Here is an 18,912-nt window from a genome sequence, read left to right as displayed (position 1 = left end):
TTTAAAATCGAATACATTGTACGTCTAAATTAACTCTATCATCTCTTACATTAAATGTAGCGTTGATAAATGCATATTGTGGGTTACTTAATGTAATTTTAAAAGAAATTTTAACATTTCTAGAAACATCATTTCCATTTTCAACTATAAAAGCAAACAATTCTGTTGAAATGTCTGTAACTTTACCTACTTCTGCTATTCCTATAATATTATTAGAAGTATAAATATTTCCTTCTTCATCTATAGCTTCTACCCTTATTTCGGAATCTCCAACAATAGGGGCGTTTGGGCCAAACCAACTTGCAGGCGTGTTAGTTACACGAATAGAACTTGCAACCTGTGGTCCATATGGAATATATGGAATTATATAAGCATCGCAATTACATTTTGATGGGTTTAAAGACGCTGAAGCATCTGCACCAAGGTTGGTTGCCGTTTTTGCTTGCAGAGCATAAGGTACGCTTGTAAAAGAACTTGTTGCCGTAATGCTATAATTTGTACCTCCTGCTGGGTCTGTTTCTGTTTTTATAGAATAAGTCCCATCAGCCCAATCTATGCTAGCAAAATTTCCACTTACAACAGTACCTTCGCCAACTTTATACGAAATAAGCCCATTTGCATTGGTAAGTATAGCATGTGTTTCTGCATAAACTGAAGTATCTGGAGTTCCGTTTTTAAGAATACTAACCTGAATACCAACATCTTGGTTTGCAACAAGGTTATTTGCAAAGTCTCTAATTACAGCTTGGTAACTTAACTTTTCTGGCACTTGTGCGTACCCGATTAAAATGTTAATGAAAAATAATAAAATAATAGTAGTTCTTTTGCACATATCTGTTTGAAAATTAGAAATGTAAAAATAAAGCTTACATTAAATATTTGAAACTAAATTGATGTTTTTTTATAAATTTTTATGGAAAATTTATAAAATTAACTGCCTCTTAATTTATATGTCTTAATCGTTTTCAAACTCAAAATTTTGTTCTTTTACTATTTTTACGAGCTAAAATAACATCACTCTTGTAATAAGCAAACACTTTTTTAACGGCTTCTATTTTAATTTCAGAACGGTAAATTGCACGTACTTTTTCATCATTTTTAACCAAATGATACAGTAAATGTGCGCCTACTAAACCTGTTGCTCCTGTAACTAAAATCATACTGCTAAGTTATGGTTTTTTGGTTGATAAGTTTATCTTTGTCAAATCAAAATAACAATTATTTAATTGTTAAAAATGTCAGATTGCCTTTGTCGAAAATGGATAATTCAAACGATTAATTTGAAAAACAACTTCGACAAGCTCAGTTTGACTTTCGTCTTTTTAAAATAGAAAAAATAAAGTATTATAATGACAAATTTTGTTGAAGAATTACGCTGGAGAGGACTGTTGCATGATATTATGCCAGATACAGAAGACTATTTACTAAAAAATAAAACAGCGGGTTATATTGGTTTTGATCCTACTGCAGACTCTCTACATATTGGTAGTTTGGTACAAATTTTTATTTTAAAGCATTTTCAAAACGCAGGCCATAACCCAATTGCTTTAATTGGTGGTGCAACTGGTATGGTTGGTGATCCTTCTGGAAAATCTGCCGAAAGAAATTTGTTAGATGAAGCTACTTTAGCAAAAAATATTGCAGGTGTTCGAGAAAATTTAGAGCGTTTTTTAAATTTTGATGGCAATGCAGAAAACAAAGCAGAATTGGTAAACAATTACGATTGGATGAAAGACATTTCATTAATCGATTTTGTAAGAGATACAGGAAAACACATTACTGTAAATTACATGATGGCCAAAGATTCTGTAAAAAAACGTTTAAGTTCAGAATCTTCTGTAGGAATGAGTTTTACAGAGTTTACCTACCAATTGTTTCAAGGCTACGATTTTTATCATTTGTACAAAGAGAAAAATTGCATGCTACAAATGGGTGGTTCAGACCAATGGGGAAATATTACTACAGGTACAGAATTAATTAGGAGAAAAGCCCAAGGTAAAGCCTACGCAATTACAGTGCCTTTGGTTACCAAAGCAGATGGTACAAAATTCGGAAAAACAGAAGGTGGTAATGTTTGGCTTAATGCAGATAGAACGTCGCCTTACAAATTTTACCAATATTGGTTAAACTCTTCTGATGAAGATGCAGAAAACTTTATTAAAAAGTTTACGTTTTTAGCTAAAGAAACTATAGAAAATTTAATTGCAGAGCATAAAGAGAATCCGCATTTGCGCTTGTTACAAAAAAAATTAGGTGAAGAAGTAACCACACTTACACATGGTAAAGATGCTTATGAAAATGCGTTAAAAGCGTCTAATATTTTGTTTGGAAAAAGTACAGCTACAGATTTAAAATCTTTAGACGAACAAACGTTTTTAGATGTTTTTGATGGTGTACCACAAGCTACCGTTGCTAAAAGTGATGTTGCAGATGGTTTAGATATGATTGGGGCTTTAGCCGCAAAAACCAACTTTTTAAAGTCTAATGGAGATGCAAGAAGAGCTTTAAAAGAAAATGCAATTTCTGTAAATAAAGAGAAGGTTAAAGAAGATTTTACAATTACAGAAGCAGATTTAATTGCCAATAAATACGTTTTATTACAACGTGGTAAAAAAACATATTACCTACTAGTTGTAGCGTAATATTAAATTTACAATAAAGAGAAAAGCCACATTAGCATTTAAATACTAATGTGGCTTTTGCATATAGAGAATCAACTTATTTGTTGATGATGTTTAACCAGTTTTTGTCTGCTTTTTCTTTTAGCTGTGCAGCACCTTCTTTTTGCCACATATCTAAGGTATTTATTCCCCAAGAATTATAAAACAGATATAATTTACCATCTCTTATTTCAAATGTTTTTGGGTTTATGCTTACTTTTTCAGCTTTTGCACCAATTGCATAAGCACAATAACCACCATAAGCAGGCACATATTTCTTAGGATTCTTTTTAAAGGCTTCTAAATTTTCTTTAGACGCAAATTTAAACTGCACTCCATCAAAAGTTGTGCTGTATTTTTTATTGCCCTGTATTGCTGTGTTTGCAAAATAAGCAACAACATCATAGCCTTCTGCAACGTAACCTTTTTTTAAATTATAGTTTTGTTTTTGGGCAAAAACACCAGTTACAACAAACAATAAAACTAAGGTTATGTTTCTCATGTTTAATCTTTCTTGTTTTTTAGTACTTCCCAGTTTTTTGCTGCTTCTACTTTTAATTTCTCCGGATTTTCTTCTAACCAGCTTTCTTTTTTATTAAAAAACCAAGCGTTGTAAAAAAGGTATAATTTACCATCTCTAATTTCAAAATATTCGGGGTCTATTTCTTTACGTTCTGTTCTTGTAGCTACAGCATACGCGCAATATCCGCCACATTGTGGCATATATTTAGTTGGGTTGCTTTTAAAAGCATTTAAATTTTTTTGTGATACAAATTTAAATTTTACACCATTATAAGTGGTTGTGTACTGTTTTTTACCTTCAACAGCCGTATTAGAAAAATAAGATACCACATCAAAACCTTGAGCCATATAACCGTTTTGAATATTATATTCTTGTGCCAACAAATTGGCAGTAATAGTGAATACTAAAATTGTAAGTAATTTTTTCATTTCGATTTCTATTTTAAATTAGTGTTTAAAAATAGAATATCCTTACAATAAAAAAGAAGTTATATGTATTTCAATTTTTTATTGTTTGATATAAAAAAACTATAAAACCATTAAATTACAGCCTCTTATATCAGAATTATCAAAACGTCCAATAATTTCAAATGTACCGTTTTTGTGTACTTTTCCTAAATCTTGCGTAGCAATAAAACTGCAAGAATTATAGTTGGCAAGGTCTATTACGTTAATTCCGCCATTTTTTCCTGCAGGATTTATAGTTAACGCATCTTCTGTATCTCGCGTGCAAATCTGCATCCAAGGTGGAGTTTTAAAAATTCCGTTTCCTTTAGAATATCCTTGACTTAGTAGTTCTGTCATTCCGTATTCTGAGTGAATTTCACTTACTCCAAAGCCGTTTTGTAAAATACCATGCAATTCTTCTCTTACCAATTCTTTTCTTCTACCTTTCATTCCACCAGTTTCCATAATTATGGTGTTTTTTAGGTTGAATTTTTGCATTTCTACCAAATCTAATAATGCAAAAGAAACCCCAATTAAGAGTACTTTTTGTCCTTTTTTGTCTAATTCTTCTAGTTTTTTGCTCAATTCTTGTAAATTATCAAGAAAAAAGCCACTTTCTATATTTTTAGTTTTTCGTATTAAATCATCAACCATAAAAACCAAAGAAGAACCTTTGCGCTCTAAATAATTGGGCAATAATGCCAACACAACATACGCTTCTATATTGCCATAAAAATGTGCAAATCCTCTTAAATAACTTTTTTTATAGACATTAATATCTGTAACCAAATGTTTACTAGTTACACTGCCTGTTGTACCAGAACTTGTAAAGGTTTCTTGTATTTTTTCTGTTGATGAAAGCACTGGCCTGCTTTTAAAAAATTGAATTGGTAAAAACGGAATTTCTTCTACTTTGGTAACATCAGAAGCATATACATTAATTAAAGTGCAAAAGGAACGGTATGCTTTGTTATGTTTAAACTGATGTTTAAAAACGGCTAAAGCAATTGTTTCAAACTCTTGAGGATTTTGTATGCTAAAAATTTTATCTGTCATAAGTGAGTTACAAAAATAAGACTTATAGCAACAAACTTTTACTTTTTCTAATTTTTGTTTTAACGAGAAAATTAAAGCTCTTAACAAAAAAAGATGAAGAAAACTCGCTTAAAAAACACCTTTGTAGTAATTAAAAAAAATACCCATAGCACCTTATTTGGTCTTAAAAAAGTTGTAGAACTTCCTATAAAAAAACACCACCAATGGGTAATTTATAAAGATAACAAACCTTGTTATTTTGTAGATTTTTACGACCTAGAAAAAGAATCTAATGCAATGATGAACAGCTTAGTTTTGTGCACACAGAGAACAATACAAGAAGTTTTAGACTTGATAAACAAACGCAACAATACCAATTTATCTATTCCACAAATTTCTAGATTGGGTTTAAAGAAAAAAATAAAGTCTGAAAATACCTATTTAGATTTAATACCAATGCCTAAAGTATGGTTGATTTATTCTTTGTAAATTTTAACAACCAAATCACCTTTATCGTTCATAGAAGCTCTATACATTCCTGCAGTATTAAACTCAAAAGCCATATTTCCGTTTTTATCTAAAGCAACTACACCACCTGTACCTCCAAGTTTGGTTAACTTATTCTGTATAACGTCTGCAGTAGCCTCTTTTAAACTTTTTTGTTGATATTCCATTTGTGCAGAAATATCATAAGCTACTTGACTTCTTATAAAATACTCGCCCCAACCTGTAGAAGAAACACCACAAGTTTTATTATTTGCATAGGTTCCAGAACCAATTATTGGAGCATCTCCAATTCTTCCCCAACGTTTGTTGGTCATTCCTCCTGTAGAAGTTCCTGCAGCAATATTTCCATTTTTATCTAAAGCCACACAACCTACAGTACCAAATTTTGCATTTTTAATATCTGCATCATAAAAAGCGGCTTTTTTATCATCATGATCTAGCTGCGTTTTATTTCTATTTTTAATTCTTTGTAAAGATTGAAAACGTTTTTCTGTATAAAAATAAGTAGGATCTACAATTTCTAACCCCTTTTCTTTGGCAAAAATTGATGCTCCTTTACCAGACAACATTACATGGTCAGAATCTGTCATAACCTTTACAGCCAACTCAATTGGACTTTTTACATTGGTAACTCCTGCAACTGCGCCCGCATTTAAGGTTTTTCCAACCATAAAAGATGCGTCTAATTCATTGGTTTCTTCATGCGTAAAAACAGCACCTTTACCCGCATTAAATAATGGCGATTCTTCCATAACTTGTATGGTTTTTATAACGGCTTCTTGGCTTGTGCCTCCATTTTTTAAAATAGTATGCCCAATTTTTATAGCCTCTGTAAGTTTCTGTTGATAAGCTTTCTCCTTTTCATCGGTCATATTTTTCTTTAAAATAGTACCTGCACCACCATGTATAATTATGGCAAAATTATTGGTTTGGGTTGCTGTTTTTTCTGATGAAGTATTGGTTGCTGTTTCTGACTTGCATCCTATAAAAATAAAAAAAGTTAAAATTAAGTAGATGGTATTTTTCATGGTGTAAAACTTATCTAATTATTCGTAATTTAGAACCTCTAATTTATACAATTAAAATAGCACTGCAAAATGATAGATTTTGGAATTAAAGAAGCTTTACAAAAACTAGGCTTACGAGATATAAATAATGGAACATCAACTGGTAAAAACAATTTTTCTAACGGAGAAATTATAGCAAGTTACTCGCCTGTAAACGGTAAATTGATTGGTAAAGTAAAAACAACCACAAAAGAAGATTACGAAAAGGTTATGGCATCTGCCACAAAAACCTTTAAAACGTTTAGAGATATTCCTGCGCCTCAAAGAGGCGAAATTGTGCGCCAATTTGGTAATAAACTAAGAGATTTAAAAGAACCTTTGGGCAAATTGGTTTCCTATGAAATGGGAAAATCTTACCAAGAAGGTTTAGGGGAAGTACAAGAAATGATAGACATCTGTGATTTTGCTGTAGGTTTATCTCGCCAATTAAACGGTCAAACCATTCCGTCTGAAAGACCTGGCCATGTAATGCGAGAACAATGGCACCCAATTGGTGTAGTTGGTATTATTTCTGCATTTAATTTTCCGGTTGCTGTTTGGGCTTGGAACACTGCTTTAGCATGGATTTGTGGTGATGTTTGTGTTTGGAAAGCATCAGAAAAAACCCCTTTGTGTGCAGTTGCTTGTCAGAATATTATTGCAGAAGTATTGGCAAACAACAATTTACCAGAAGGTATTTCTTGTATTATAAATGGCGATTATAAAGTTGGTGAGTTTATGACAAATGATACTAGAATTCCGCTAGTGTCTGCAACAGGATCTTCTAGAATGGGAAGAATTGTAGGTGCTACTGTTGCACAACGTTTTGGTAAATCTTTATTAGAATTGGGTGGTAATAATGCCATAATTATTACACCAACTGCAGATTTAAAAGTGGTGGTTCCTGGAGCTGTTTTTGGCGCTGTTGGCACTTGTGGACAACGTTGTACATCTACAAGAAGATTAATTATACATGAATCTGTTTATGATAAGGTAAGAGATGCCATTGTTGGCGCTTACAAACAAATAAAAATTGGGAATCCTTTAGATGAAAACAATCATGTGGGGCCTTTAATTGATAAAGCTGCTGTAAATACGTATTTAGCTGCTATAGAAAATGCAAAACAAGAAGGTGGAAATGTATTAGTTGAAGGTGGCGTTTTAAATGGTGAAGCTTATGAGTCTGGTTGCTATGTAAAACCAACAATTATTGAAGCTAAAAATGATTTTAAAATAGTACAACAAGAAACTTTTGCACCTATTTTATATCTATTAAAATATAATGGTGGCGTTGAAAATGCAATAACACAACAAAACGGAGTTGCACAAGGTTTGTCTTCTGCAATTATGACGAATGAATTAAAAGAAGCAGAAAAATTCTTGTCTTATGCAGGATCAGATTGTGGTATTGCCAACGTAAATATTGGAACTTCTGGTGCAGAAATTGGTGGTGCTTTTGGTGGTGAAAAAGAAACTGGTGGTGGTAGAGAATCTGGCTCTGATGCTTGGAAAGTATATATGAGAAGACAAACCAATACTATTAATTATTCAGATGAATTACCACTTGCACAAGGTATAAAGTTTAATCTTTAAACTTTATAAAAACAAATTAATTACAAACTAGCTCAATTATAACAACTAATTGGGCTAGTTACTTTTACAATAGTTTTATTTTAGGCAGATTATGTTATACAGTACTCATTAATTTTGTAAAAAATAAGTTTCTTTACGCTAAAACCATCTACACCTCTTTTTAGAAATTGATTTTTTTTTAGAATTGTATGCTATTTTTTTACCCAAAGCATAATCTAATTCGTTGTAATCTATTTTTGCTATTTATTTTACTAACTTTCTTTCCTTTTAACCCTCTTTTTTTTCCTTTTTAACCTGTTTATTTTCCGCTTAATTGTGTTTAAGCCCTTTGTTGGTAATGTTTTTTAAATTTCTGCCACTAAGCAATCAAAAAAATTAAAACATAATTTTAAAATAACAAAAATGAAAACAAAAATTTTATCACTAGCCCTTTTATCAGCATTAGCATTTACATCTTGTAATGATAATGAAAACTTAAATGTACAAGTTGAACAACCTGTAGAAGTGCAACCAACAACATTTAGATTAAAGCTAAGAAACGCTATTAACTATTTAAACGTTAAAAAGATTGGCGATGCTCCACTTACACAAACAGGGCAAACTTTTACAGTAGACTTTAAAGCCACACAAGGCACGTATTTAAGTTTTGCAAATATGTTTGCACAATCTAACGACTGGTTTTTTGGAACAGACTCTAGAGGTATTAAACTTTGGGAAGGTAGTACACCAACTACAGGAGACATTACAAGCAAAATTGGTGTTTATGATGCTGGTACAGAACAAGACGAAGATTTTTTAAACAATTTTCCTAGTACTATTTATACTGCACCAAGACAAGCTGCACCAAACTCTGGCCCAGCAGATAGCAATAACTTAGTAAGAAACACAGGTAGAAATATTAGAAATTACGAAACTGCATCTTTATCTTATAATGAAAGTACAAAAATGTTTACACTTACCATTACCAAAGCAAATAGAGAAGCTGCACATAACCCTGGTTTTGTAACTCCTGGTATTTTAGTTGTGCATACTTTAGACAATGCTTTGTATGAAGTTGGTGCACCAGTAAAAGCAAACGGATTTGAAGGTTTAGCAGAAGATGGTTCTCCAGCTGCAATTTACAACTGGTTTACAGAAGAAGGTACAGCAGGCGCTCCTTTAAGATTATCTTCTTCTTGGTCTGTATTATCGCCTGCATTGGCTTATGTGCACCAAGGAGACCAATCTCCTTTGTTCACAAATAATGCACCAATTATGTCTGATAATGGTTTGGAAGAATTGGCAGAAGATGGTTCTAATGATAAAGCATTTACTTACTTAAACGCAATGGAAAATGTAACGGCTTATAAAGGTGATGAACCTATTACTCCTGGAAAAGAAGTAACTTTTGAAATACAGGCAAGACCTGGTGATAAGTTAAACTTTGCAACTATGCTTATATCTTCTAACGACTGGTTTATTTCTAATAACCAAAAAGGTATTGCATTATTTGATGAAAATGGAGAACCAAAAACAGAATTTGTAGTAAATAAAAACTACTTATACGATTCTGGAACAGAAATAGATCAAATAGTTGGTTTAGGAAACGGACAACCAATGAGAGGTAATGTTACAGTTGCCGATGATAACAACACAAATGTTAGACGTGTAACCTCTTTAGAAGATGTACAATTTGGCAAAGGCGTAATTTCTTCTGCAGCTGGCGTTACACAACACAGAGAAGTAAGAGGCGGTTATAACTTAATAGAAGTAACCATAGAAAAAGTAAACTAAAAAAAGGATTTTTATTTCTTATAAGAATGTTTTAAATAGGGGGAAAAGCAATTTTTATTTGAACAGAAATTCAGTTTACAACTCTAAACCTTAATTGGTTTAGAGTTTTTTTATGGGTTCAAGTTAGGTTAAGCACGTCATAAAGGTATTGTCTTTATAACTAATGAAGTTTAAGAACACCTTCTAAAAAGCTTCTTGCATAGCGTCTTTTGCTTCTTCTTCGTTTTTTAAATACCTGCAAGCAATAAAAAACATCGCCTCACAAAAGCGCTCATAAAGCTTTATTTGTGCTTTCTGATTTCCTTTTTTACTTTGTAATATTAAAAGTGAAATTTCTTTAGACATTAATTGTGTTGCGTTCTATTCCTAAAAACGAATTAAAAATAAAAAGGTTTCAATTTTTGTAGATTATTTTTTATCCTGATAAGTTTTTTTAAGCTTTTAGACCTGAAATGTTCAGCTTACAATACCTTCCTGATTTCAAAAACCTTGTAGGATGGTGGGTTAATTTAAAATAGAGTTCTCGACTGCGCTCTAACTGACATTTAGAGATTATTGTTTAAAGCAAAAAAAAGACTGATTTTTCAATCAGTCTTTTCTTAATATTATTGGATTCCTGCCTGCGCAGGAATGACAAAATTGTCGTTTAATTGTTCAACGCCTCAGCTTTTTATAATTTTACTCCGCTAAAGCTAAGTTTAATTGTTCAACGCTTCTGCTTTTTATAATTTAACTCCGCTAAAGCTACGTTTAATTGTTCAACGCCTCAGCTTTTTATAATTTAACTCCGCAAAAGCTACGTTTAATTGTTCAACGCCTCAGCTCCACCAACAATTTCTAAAATTTCATTAGTAATTGCTGCTTGCCTTGCTTTGTTATAAGTTAACAATAAAGAATCTCTTAATTCTGTTGCGTTGTCTGTTGCTTTGTGCATTGCAGTCATACGTGCACCATGTTCAGATGCAAAACTATCTCTAATTCCTTTATATAATTGTGTCTTTAAAGATTTTGGTATTAACGCTTCTACAATTTCTTCTTTTGATGGCTCAAAAATATAATCAGAATTTACTGCGTCTGCATTACCACCTTCTATTGGCTTAATTGGTAAAAATTGTTCTACCTGTGGTATTTGTGTAGCTGCATTTTTAAATTGATTGTAAACCAATTCAATCTTGTCATAAGTACCTTCTGCAAATAACTCCATTAACTTTTCTGCTATTAAAGCAACATTGTCAAAAGTTAAGTCATCATAAATATCGTTTCTTGTAGCCGTAATATTATACTGCTTTCCTAAAACATCTGCACCTTTTTTACCAATAGCAAATAAATCTACTTTAGCATCACTATACTTGGTGTTTATTGTTTTAATTACTTCTTTAGTTATAGAAGAATTAAAACCACCACATAAACCCCTATTAGAAGTTACTACTACTAATAAAACTTTAGAAACTTCTCTTTGTGTAGAATATATTCCACTAGCATCACTTTCTAAAGTTGCACTTAAATTTTGCAACAATTCAGTTAATTTAGATGAATATGGGCGCATTGCCGTAATTGCATCTTGTGCTTTTTTCAACTTTGCAGCAGATACCATTTTCATGGCAGATGTAATCTGCATTGTTGACTTTATAGAAGTAATTCTATTACGTATTTCTTTTAAGTTTGCCATTTTCTAGTTGTTAGTTTTTAGTTCATAGTTGTTAGTTTATCTTGCTAACGTCTAAACCCTAAAGTCTAATTAAAATGCTTCGCTATTTCTGCTGCTGCTGCTTCTAAAACGCCTGTTGCTTCTGGTGTTAATTTACCAGATTTTAAGACATCTAAAGTATCTCTATGCTTTGCATTTAAATAATCTATGTAATCTTTTTCAAATTTCTTAACGTCTGCAACTGGTACATCTTTTAATAAATTCTTAGAACCTGCATAAATAATTGCAACTTGATCTTCTACTGCAAAAGGATCGTTTTGAGCTTGCTTTAAAATTTCAACATTACGTTGTCCTTTAGAAATTACACTCATTGTTGCTGCATCTAAATCTGAACCAAATTTAGCAAATGCCTCTAATTCTCTAAACTGCGCTTGATCTAATTTTAAAGTACCAGATACTTTTTTCATAGACTTAATCTGTGCGTTACCACCAACACGCGATACAGAAATACCTACGTTAATTGCTGGACGTACACCAGAGTTAAATAAATCTCCATCTAAGAAAATCTGTCCGTCTGTAATAGAAATTACGTTTGTTGGAATATATGCTGATACATCTCCTGCTTGTGTTTCAATAATTGGTAATGCAGTTAAAGAACCTCCACCTTTTACGATACTTTTTAAAGAATCTGGTAAATCGTTCATTTCACTAGCAATCTTATCATCATTAATAACCTTTGCAGCTCTTTCTAATAATCTAGAGTGTAAGTAAAATACATCTCCTGGGTAAGCCTCACGTCCTGGTGGTCTTCTTAATAATAAAGAAATTTCACGGTAAGCTACGGCTTGCTTAGATAAATCATCATAAATAATTAATGCTGGTCTACCTGTATCTCTAAAATACTCCCCAATTGCTGCTCCAGCAAATGGCGCATATACCTGCATTGCTGCAGGATCAGATGCGTTTGCTGCTACAATTGTAGTATAGGCTAACGCTCCTTTTTCTTCTAACATATTAGCAATTGCTGCAACTGTAGATGCTTTTTGCCCTACTGCAACATAGATACAATATACTGGCTCACCAGCGTCAAAAAATTCTTTTTGATTTAAAATAGTATCAATAGCAACTGTAGATTTACCTGTTTGACGGTCTCCAATAATCAACTCACGCTGACCTCTACCTACAGGAATCATTGCATCAATAGATTTAATACCTGTTTGTAATGGCTCTGTAACAGGCTCTCTATAGATTACACCAGGTGCTCTTCTTTCTAAAGGCATTTGGTACGTTTCTCCTGCAATAGGACCTTTACCATCAATTGGATTTCCTAATGTATCTACAACTCTACCTACAATACCTTCACCAGCTCTTAAAGATGCAATTCTTTCTGTACGTTTTACAGTAGAACCTTCTTTAATAGCTGTAGATGCTCCTAATAATACAACACCTGCATTGTCTTCTTCTAAGTTTAATACAATACCTTCTAATCCACTTTCGAATTCTACTAATTCTCCGTATTGAACGTTAGAAAGACCATAAACACGAGCAATACCATCTCCTACTTGTAAGACAGTACCAACTTCATTTAAAGTTGCTTTTGCTTCGAAATTTGTTAACTGTTGCTTTAAAATTGCTGATACTTCAGCTGGTTTAATACTTGCCATATCTATTTGCTATTAGCTTTTGGCTTTTGGCAAATAGCAAATTGCTAAAAGCCAAAGGCTACTTTTATTATATTTTTGGAATGTAATGACTATTGTCAAATTCCTTTTTCAATTCGTTTAAATAATTAGAGATACTTGCATCATACTGCACATCTCCAACACGTAATATAAATCCGCCTAAAATATCTGGATTAATTACATTCTCTAAATTTGCTTTTGCACCTGTAAGTGCTACAATTTTATCTAAAACTTGCTGCTCTACTTCTGCTGTTAAAGAAACTGCAGTAATAACTGTTGCAACTTGCGTGCGCTTTAAATGATCAAAAACAATTGCGTATTGTTTTGCAACGCTATCTAACATTGCTACTCTTTTATTATCTTGTAATAAATGAAACAAGCCCAATGTAATTGTGTTTACTTTACCATCAAACAATGCGTTTAACACATTCATTTTATCTGACGATTTAACAATAGGACTTTTTAACATTATTTCTAACTCACTATTTTCTGCAAGTGTAGATTTAATTAAAGACATATCATCATTTACTGCAGATTCTGATGCAGAATCTTTTGCAAGATTTAAAATTGCTTTTGCGTAACGTAATGCTGCTCTTGCGTCTTTCATTATATCTTTAGTTTAAAGTAACATCTTTTAAGATACCTTCTACTAAATCTAGTTGGTCTTTCTTATTAGATAATTCTTTTTTAATTACAGATTCTGCAATACCAATAGATAAATCTGCAACATTCTTTTTAATTTCTGCTAAAGCTGCTTGCTTCTCTTGTGCAATAGATGCTTGTGCTTTTTCTATTAAACTAGCGGTAACTTCTTTTGCATCTTCCTTAGCTTCTGCAATCATGTTTTCTCTAATTTCTCTAGCTTCTTTCATCATTGCATCACGCTCTGCTCTTGCCTCTTTTGCTAATCTTTCATTATCTGCAGTTAAGTTTTGCATTTCTTTACGTGCATTTTCTGCAGATTTTAATGCATCTTCTATACCTGTTTCTCTTTCTTCTAAAGAAGCTAAAATAGGTTTCCAAGCAAACTTCTTTAATAATACTAATAAAACAATAAGAATTACTGCTTGTAAAGCGAATAAACCTATTGAAAAGTCATTAAAAATATCCATAATATTAATTTCTCTTTTTGTTGTTTAATTTTAAGAATATATCTGTAACCAACCGTTACAGATATATTTCTTTCTTTTTGTATTGGATTATTTTCCTAAAAGTAAAGCACCAAATGCTAAACCTTCTAATAATGCTCCAATAATGATCATCGCTGTTTGGATTTTTCCAGCTGCTTCTGGTTGTCTAGCAATACCTTCCATTGCTTTTCCACCAATTTGACCTAGTCCGATTCCACCTCCGATTACGATTAATCCTGCTCCAATTAAATTGTACATACTAATTGATTTTTAAATATATTAATTAAACAAACTCTAATTCTCTTTTATGTGTTTCCTTTTTACTTTAGAAACTTTTCCAACTTTCGTTGGAATCCGATTTTCATCGGAATTAGTTCAACTTACAAAATCACAGATTTTGAGTTTCACTAACTAATGATGTTCATGCTCTTCTACAGCCATACCAATAAACAATGCCGATAACATTGTAAAAATAAAGGCTTGTAAAAACGCTACTAATATTTCTATTACTGTTAAAAACAAGGTTAAGGCAAATGATATACCTGTTGCTCCTACAGTACCAAATTGTGTTTTTAATAAAATCATTAATGCTGCAATACCCATTACTACAGAGTGCCCTGCTGTAATGTTTGCAAATAAACGCACTAATAATGAAAACGGCTTAATTAACAAGAAACCTGCTAATTCTAAAACCGCTAAAATTGGTCTTAATAATTTTGGTACACCTGGCATCCACAAAGTGTGCATCCAAAAATCTTTAGTTCCGTTAGAAATATATACCACCAAAGTAAATAAAGCCAAACAAACTGTAATTGCTATTTGCCCTGTTACATTAAAACCAAATGGAGTTAAACCCATTAAATTTAAAATCCATATAAAGAAAAACACCGTTAATAAATACGGCATAAATTTTCTATATTTTTTCTCACCAATATTTGGTCTTGCAATTTCGTCTCTAACATATAAAACTAAAGGCTCTAAAGCTCTACCCAAACCTGTTGGTATAGCTTTTGTTTTGTACTGTTTTGCTAACTTAGTAAAACCTAAAAAGATTAATAATGAAGCTAATAAAATACCAAAAACACTTTTAGTTATAGAAAAATCTAATACTTTGTGTGCATTGGTTGCATGGTGTGATTCATCAAAAGAAACAGTTGCTGCATTGCTATCTAACTCGTAAATTTTAGAATGAATTTTAGCGAATTTTAATCCTCCTTTTTCTACAATTACATGGCCATCATCATTATGATGAAAAGCAGAAGACATAAAAGTTACCAAACCTTTACTTGTCCATACAATTACAGGTAATGGAAAGCCGAAGTGTTTTCTTTCTCCTTCGCTAGAAGTATAAGAAAACAATGAAAAATCGTGAGAATCTGCAAGGTGATGTTGAATGTAAGCCGTAATTTCTGACTTGGTATTTACTTTACCACCATCCTCTTCACCTTGATTATTTTCATTAGAATTTAAGGCAAAATTAACAGTTGTAAACAACGCTATTACTGCGATTGTAAGAAATTTGGTTGTTTTTTGTGCAATATTCATTGTAAAAGTACGCTTTCTAAATTCGGCGCAAAGGTACGTAATAATTCAAAAGTACAAACCCTTTTTTAAAAAATTAAATAGATTGTTTCTTGTTTATCAATTTTATCACAAAAAACAGTTCTGTTGATAAAAAAATAAATAAAGTGATTAACATAGATATTTTATCTGCAAGTGGTACTATATTTTGCTTAATTACTGTAACATAAAAGGTTGCTACAAATAATACAATTTTAAGGAGCAAAGCACCTAAATAAATAAAACCCAGTTGTTCTGCAATTTTGTTAACATTACTTAATAGCACAAAATTTGAACAAACCAATAGCGAAAAACCGGTGTTAAAAATATATAATTTTGATAAAGAAAATGTTGGGTTGATAGCCAACTTTGTAAGAATATAGTGGTGCAAATGGTAACCCAACACACCTAACATTAAAAAAACAACTGCAATAATTAAAACTCTTTTAATCATTTATTCTATTGGCTTGTTTTATTAATAAAAAAGTAGACAATACAATGGCTAGCAGCGTACATATTATCATTAAAAAAGTTGTATTAAATTTGGCATCTAACCATTTGCCAATTGTAAAGCCTGCATAAATGGTTAAACCCATTTGCAAACCTGCACCAGAAAGTGCAATGGCTTTATTAAGCGGTTTGGTCTTTTCGTTTTTTTGTTTCATTTGTATTGTTTAGCTCTTTTAAAGCACCCTTCATTGCGCAAGTTGCATTAAAACTAGCTCCTGGCTCTATAGATAATTTACCCACAACAACGTCACCAGAAATATTTGCTGTACTTTTTATAGAAAGCACATTAGCTACCAATAATTCGCCAGAAAACTTACCTTCAATATCTGCATTTTCTGCATGCACGTTTCCAATAATAACGCCCTCTGCACCAATTATAACTCTTCCTTTGGTTTTTAAAGTGCCTTCTAAAGTACCGTCTATTCTAAAGTCTCCTTCAGAAGTTACATCTCCTGTAAAAATAGATTTTTTTGCAATTACGTTTCTTTCCATTACTCTATTTTTTGATTTTTCTTGGTTTTTATCTTTGCTACTAAACATATCTACTTGCTTAATTGGGTTATAATTTCTTGTGCCTTTTTCCCTTCTTCTGTATTTCCATAGTTTACAGCAACAAACTCTAGTGCTTCTTTATACGTTTCAGCATCTAGATATTTACCAATTGCGTATGCTTTTAAAAGTTCGAACTTTGGTTTTAATTTGGTTTCTCCAATAGTTTCTAAAATAGTATTTGTTTCTACCAAAACTTGCCTAAATCTTGCTTTCTTATACAACAAATACAATTCTTTGTATTGCTTTTCTAATTCGCTAATGTCTTTATCTTCAGTTATCTTTTTGTCTGGATTTTTAATAATCTGTGCAAAAATAGTTTCAGGATAATCATTTAAAATTTTATTTTTATAAAGTGATGCCTTTGCATCTTCTAAAGACTTATAGATTTGATATAAATGCCAATTTATAGGCAAAATCAAAGGCTCTATTGGGTTTAAGCCTTTTACTCTCTCTAGCCTTTCTGCAGCTAAATTAGGGTTTTTAAATTGTTCTTTATATATTAAACCTAACTCGTACAACGCTTGATTTCTATCTAATTTTAAGGTATCTAAACTCGATTCTTCTGTGGGTATTGTTTTTAAATAAGTTTCTAAGTCATATTTTGCGTCTATCGTTTTTGTTTCTGCTACTTCAACTTCAGATTCATTAAAAACCACACTAGATGACCAACGCCAATTGTCTTCTAATTTTCTATCTCCCCAAACTCTCTTAAATTCACTTTTACCAAAATTTAAAATTTGGTTGTTGTAAAAATACCACTTACCTCTATTTTTGGTAGATTGTAATGAGTTGCCACTGCCACCAAATGCAGCCTGATTTAATTTTAATTGTGCAGCATCTTCATCTGCTTTTTTTATTTTGGCAATATATTCTTTAAAAAATGTTTCTTGCGCTTCTTTAGGTAAAGCCGCTATTTTTAAAATGCTATCATTAGTAGCAACAACATTTTCGTATTTTATTAAAGAGGCTAAATTCTTAAATTTTCTTTTTACTCTTCTAATTCTTAAGTCTAAAGTATCTGTGGCAACCGCCAAAACACTATCATAATAACTACTTGCCAATTGGTATGCTGCTTCCTTAAAATAAAGATTTCCTAAATTTTCGTAAGTATAACTTTTTTGTTTATCAGTGCCATTTAATGCTCTTAAGGAATTATTGTAAAATTCTTTTGCTAATTTAATGCTGTTGTAATTTTCATGAATTGCGCCAACTTGAAAATACAACTCATCTAGATACGGCCTGTTTTCTCTTTTTTTAATTAATTTTCTTAATCTTTCTAAAGCCACAGCAGAAACAGAATCATTTGGTGAGTTTTTTGCCAATTCTATAACCGCATGAATTTTATATTTGTAAGGTGCCTTTTTAAAATTACTTAACTTATTAAAAACCATTACAGCAGAATCTTTTTTGTTTTCTTTGGCATAAATTTGCCCCAAAACAAACATATTTCTAGCGGCTTGCGATCTGTTTTTTTGTGTTCTTGTTGCTAATTTTAAGTGCTTTTTTACTTTTTGTAAACTATCTGACTGTACATAGGCCATTGCCAGTGCTGTATGCCCTTTCTCTTTTACAAGATCCGGAAAATCTTGTTCTAAAGTATCTGTAACTTTTAATAGAAGATTGATGGTTTCTATGGCAAATTCTTCATTATTAAGTCTAATATTTGCTTTTGCACGCCAAATTTTAGTCTCTGCGATTAAATCTGCATCTGGGTAATTGGCAATTACGTAATTAAAAGCTTCTATTGCTGGGACAAAACGTTGGGTGTAATAACGTGCTTTTCCTAGTAAAAAATAGGCATCATCTATTTGGCTGTTTCGTTCTAAGCCATCTATATTCATACCATGAAGTTGTATGGCTTTTACTGCTTTTTCTTCTGCTTTATCAAACGGAGTTCCAGAAGATGCCTCTGCTTCTACTTTTTTATTGCCACCAAAACCAGCGCCTAAACCACCACCATTAAATTTAGCTACTACAATTTTACGATCGTCAAACTCTATTGGCTCTATAATCAATTGCTCAAACCAATCGTCTTTATAACTATTTCTAATACCTTCTAAACCTTCTTCAAAAGCCTCTTCTCCATTAAACAAGATATTAAAATAGCTTGTCATGGCATGGTAATTTCTACTTGTAATAGTGTCTTTTTTTGAACTACAAGCATAAATTAATGTTGCAAGAATTGTAAAAACAAGTATTTTTTTGATGTACTTCATAAACTAAAAAAACGCTTAATACTGCTATTTT

At 31.8% G+C, this 18,912-nt stretch carries 20 protein-coding genes and 1 pseudogene; 4 read left to right on the top strand and 17 right to left on the bottom strand.

Annotated features, from left to right (window positions below):
- Nucleotide 1: 1 nt before the first annotated feature.
- Both Q0684_RS08590 and Q0684_RS08585 read right to left on the bottom strand, forming a co-directional pair.
- Nucleotides 2–832: a hypothetical protein gene (locus Q0684_RS08590; RefSeq protein WP_299015263.1), complete on the bottom strand. Its 831-nt coding sequence runs from the start codon at nt 830–832 to the stop codon at nt 2–4.
- A gap of 181 nt (nt 833–1,013) precedes the next feature.
- Nucleotides 1,014–1,160 (bottom strand): annotated as a pseudogene (locus Q0684_RS08585) (NAD-dependent epimerase/dehydratase family protein); the annotation flags it as partial.
- Between the two features lie 189 nt (nt 1,161–1,349).
- On the opposite strand from Q0684_RS08585, the gene tyrS reads away from it, so the two are divergent.
- Entirely contained in the window at nt 1,350–2,642 is a 1,293-nt protein-coding gene (gene tyrS / locus Q0684_RS08580; protein WP_299015260.1) for a tyrosine--tRNA ligase, read from the top strand.
- A gap of 76 nt (nt 2,643–2,718) precedes the next feature.
- Here the strand turns inward: tyrS and Q0684_RS08575 are convergent, their stop codons facing one another.
- From Q0684_RS08575 to Q0684_RS08565, 3 genes are all read right to left on the bottom strand, one after another.
- Nucleotides 2,719–3,162 (bottom strand): YHS domain-containing (seleno)protein, encoded by a 444-nt coding sequence (locus Q0684_RS08575; protein ID WP_299015257.1) that lies wholly within the window; start codon nt 3,160–3,162, stop codon nt 2,719–2,721.
- A 2-nt stretch (nt 3,163–3,164) separates the two neighbouring features.
- Nucleotides 3,165–3,611 carry a YHS domain-containing (seleno)protein gene (locus tag Q0684_RS08570; protein ID WP_299015254.1) on the bottom strand — a complete coding sequence of 149 codons (447 nt, stop codon included), beginning with the start codon at nt 3,609–3,611 and terminating at the stop codon, nt 3,165–3,167.
- 99 nt (nt 3,612–3,710) lie between these two features.
- Nucleotides 3,711–4,685 (bottom strand): acyl transferase, encoded by a 975-nt coding sequence (locus Q0684_RS08565; protein ID WP_299015251.1) that lies wholly within the window; start codon nt 4,683–4,685, stop codon nt 3,711–3,713.
- A 93-nt stretch (nt 4,686–4,778) separates the two neighbouring features.
- Here Q0684_RS08565 and Q0684_RS08560 point away from each other — a divergent pair, with 93 nt between their 5' ends.
- On the top strand, nt 4,779–5,153 hold the full coding sequence (locus Q0684_RS08560) for a hypothetical protein (protein WP_299015248.1): 375 nt from the start codon (nt 4,779–4,781) through the stop codon (nt 5,151–5,153).
- On the opposite strand, the gene Q0684_RS08555 is transcribed toward Q0684_RS08560, so the two are convergent.
- Nucleotides 5,141–6,199, bottom strand: a complete 1,059-nt coding sequence (locus Q0684_RS08555) for an isoaspartyl peptidase/L-asparaginase (RefSeq protein WP_299015245.1) — start codon at nt 6,197–6,199, stop codon at nt 5,141–5,143. The genes Q0684_RS08560 and Q0684_RS08555 overlap by 13 nt on opposite strands.
- 69 nt (nt 6,200–6,268) lie before the next feature.
- Between Q0684_RS08555 and Q0684_RS08550 the strand changes: the two genes are divergently transcribed.
- Nucleotides 6,269–7,810 carry an aldehyde dehydrogenase family protein gene (locus tag Q0684_RS08550; RefSeq protein WP_299015242.1) on the top strand — a complete coding sequence of 514 codons (1,542 nt, stop codon included), beginning with the start codon at nt 6,269–6,271 and terminating at the stop codon, nt 7,808–7,810.
- Between the two features lie 402 nt (nt 7,811–8,212).
- Complete coding sequence (locus tag Q0684_RS08545) at nt 8,213–9,583, top strand: spondin domain-containing protein (RefSeq protein ID WP_299015239.1); 1,371 nt, start codon at nt 8,213–8,215, stop codon at nt 9,581–9,583.
- Between the two features lie 183 nt (nt 9,584–9,766).
- Here the strand turns inward: Q0684_RS08545 and Q0684_RS08540 are convergent, their stop codons facing one another.
- The 11 genes from Q0684_RS08540 to Q0684_RS08490 all read right to left on the bottom strand — a co-directional run bounded on the left by Q0684_RS08540 (nt 9,767) and on the right by Q0684_RS08490 (nt 18,881).
- Complete coding sequence (locus Q0684_RS08540) at nt 9,767–9,928, bottom strand: hypothetical protein (RefSeq protein WP_299015236.1); 162 nt, start codon at nt 9,926–9,928, stop codon at nt 9,767–9,769.
- 457 nt (nt 9,929–10,385) lie between these two features.
- Complete coding sequence (gene atpG / locus Q0684_RS08535; RefSeq protein WP_299015233.1) at nt 10,386–11,252, bottom strand: ATP synthase F1 subunit gamma; 867 nt, start codon at nt 11,250–11,252, stop codon at nt 10,386–10,388.
- Between the two features lie 65 nt (nt 11,253–11,317).
- The gene (gene atpA, locus Q0684_RS08530) at nt 11,318–12,895 is read right to left on the bottom strand and encodes a F0F1 ATP synthase subunit alpha (RefSeq protein ID WP_299015230.1); all 1,578 of its coding nucleotides are present in this window, start codon (nt 12,893–12,895) and stop codon (nt 11,318–11,320) included.
- Between the two features lie 67 nt (nt 12,896–12,962).
- Nucleotides 12,963–13,520: an ATP synthase F1 subunit delta gene (gene atpH / locus Q0684_RS08525; RefSeq protein ID WP_299015227.1), complete on the bottom strand. Its 558-nt coding sequence runs from the start codon at nt 13,518–13,520 to the stop codon at nt 12,963–12,965.
- 7 nt (nt 13,521–13,527) lie between these two features.
- Complete coding sequence (locus Q0684_RS08520) at nt 13,528–14,025, bottom strand: F0F1 ATP synthase subunit B (protein WP_299015224.1); 498 nt, start codon at nt 14,023–14,025, stop codon at nt 13,528–13,530.
- An 87-nt stretch (nt 14,026–14,112) separates the two neighbouring features.
- Nucleotides 14,113–14,301, bottom strand: coding sequence for an ATP synthase F0 subunit C (gene atpE, locus Q0684_RS08515; RefSeq protein ID WP_053973883.1), 189 nt, complete (start codon nt 14,299–14,301; stop codon nt 14,113–14,115).
- Nucleotides 14,302–14,454: 153 nt separating this feature from the next.
- Complete coding sequence (atpB, locus tag Q0684_RS08510) at nt 14,455–15,588, bottom strand: F0F1 ATP synthase subunit A (protein WP_299015220.1); 1,134 nt, start codon at nt 15,586–15,588, stop codon at nt 14,455–14,457.
- A 73-nt stretch (nt 15,589–15,661) separates the two neighbouring features.
- Nucleotides 15,662–16,057, bottom strand: a complete 396-nt coding sequence (locus Q0684_RS08505; RefSeq protein WP_299015217.1) for a DUF6168 family protein — start codon at nt 16,055–16,057, stop codon at nt 15,662–15,664.
- Nucleotides 16,050–16,268, bottom strand: a complete 219-nt coding sequence (locus Q0684_RS08500; RefSeq protein ID WP_299015214.1) for an AtpZ/AtpI family protein — start codon at nt 16,266–16,268, stop codon at nt 16,050–16,052. Before Q0684_RS08500 ends, Q0684_RS08505 begins: the two co-directional genes overlap by 8 nt.
- Nucleotides 16,234–16,605: a polymer-forming cytoskeletal protein gene (locus Q0684_RS08495; RefSeq protein WP_299015212.1), complete on the bottom strand. Its 372-nt coding sequence runs from the start codon at nt 16,603–16,605 to the stop codon at nt 16,234–16,236. Before Q0684_RS08495 ends, Q0684_RS08500 begins: the two co-directional genes overlap by 35 nt.
- Before the next feature lie 50 nt (nt 16,606–16,655).
- Nucleotides 16,656–18,881, bottom strand: coding sequence for a tetratricopeptide repeat protein (locus Q0684_RS08490; RefSeq protein ID WP_299015209.1), 2,226 nt, complete (start codon nt 18,879–18,881; stop codon nt 16,656–16,658).
- Between the last annotated feature and the right edge of the window lie 31 nt (nt 18,882–18,912).

Origin of the sequence: uncultured Polaribacter sp. (assembly GCF_947503875.1) — a bacterium.
Classification (GTDB): Bacteria; Bacteroidota; Bacteroidia; order Flavobacteriales; family Flavobacteriaceae; genus Polaribacter.
Note: the sequence above shows the minus strand (reverse complement) of the source record. Positions and strands in the feature narration are given on the sequence as shown.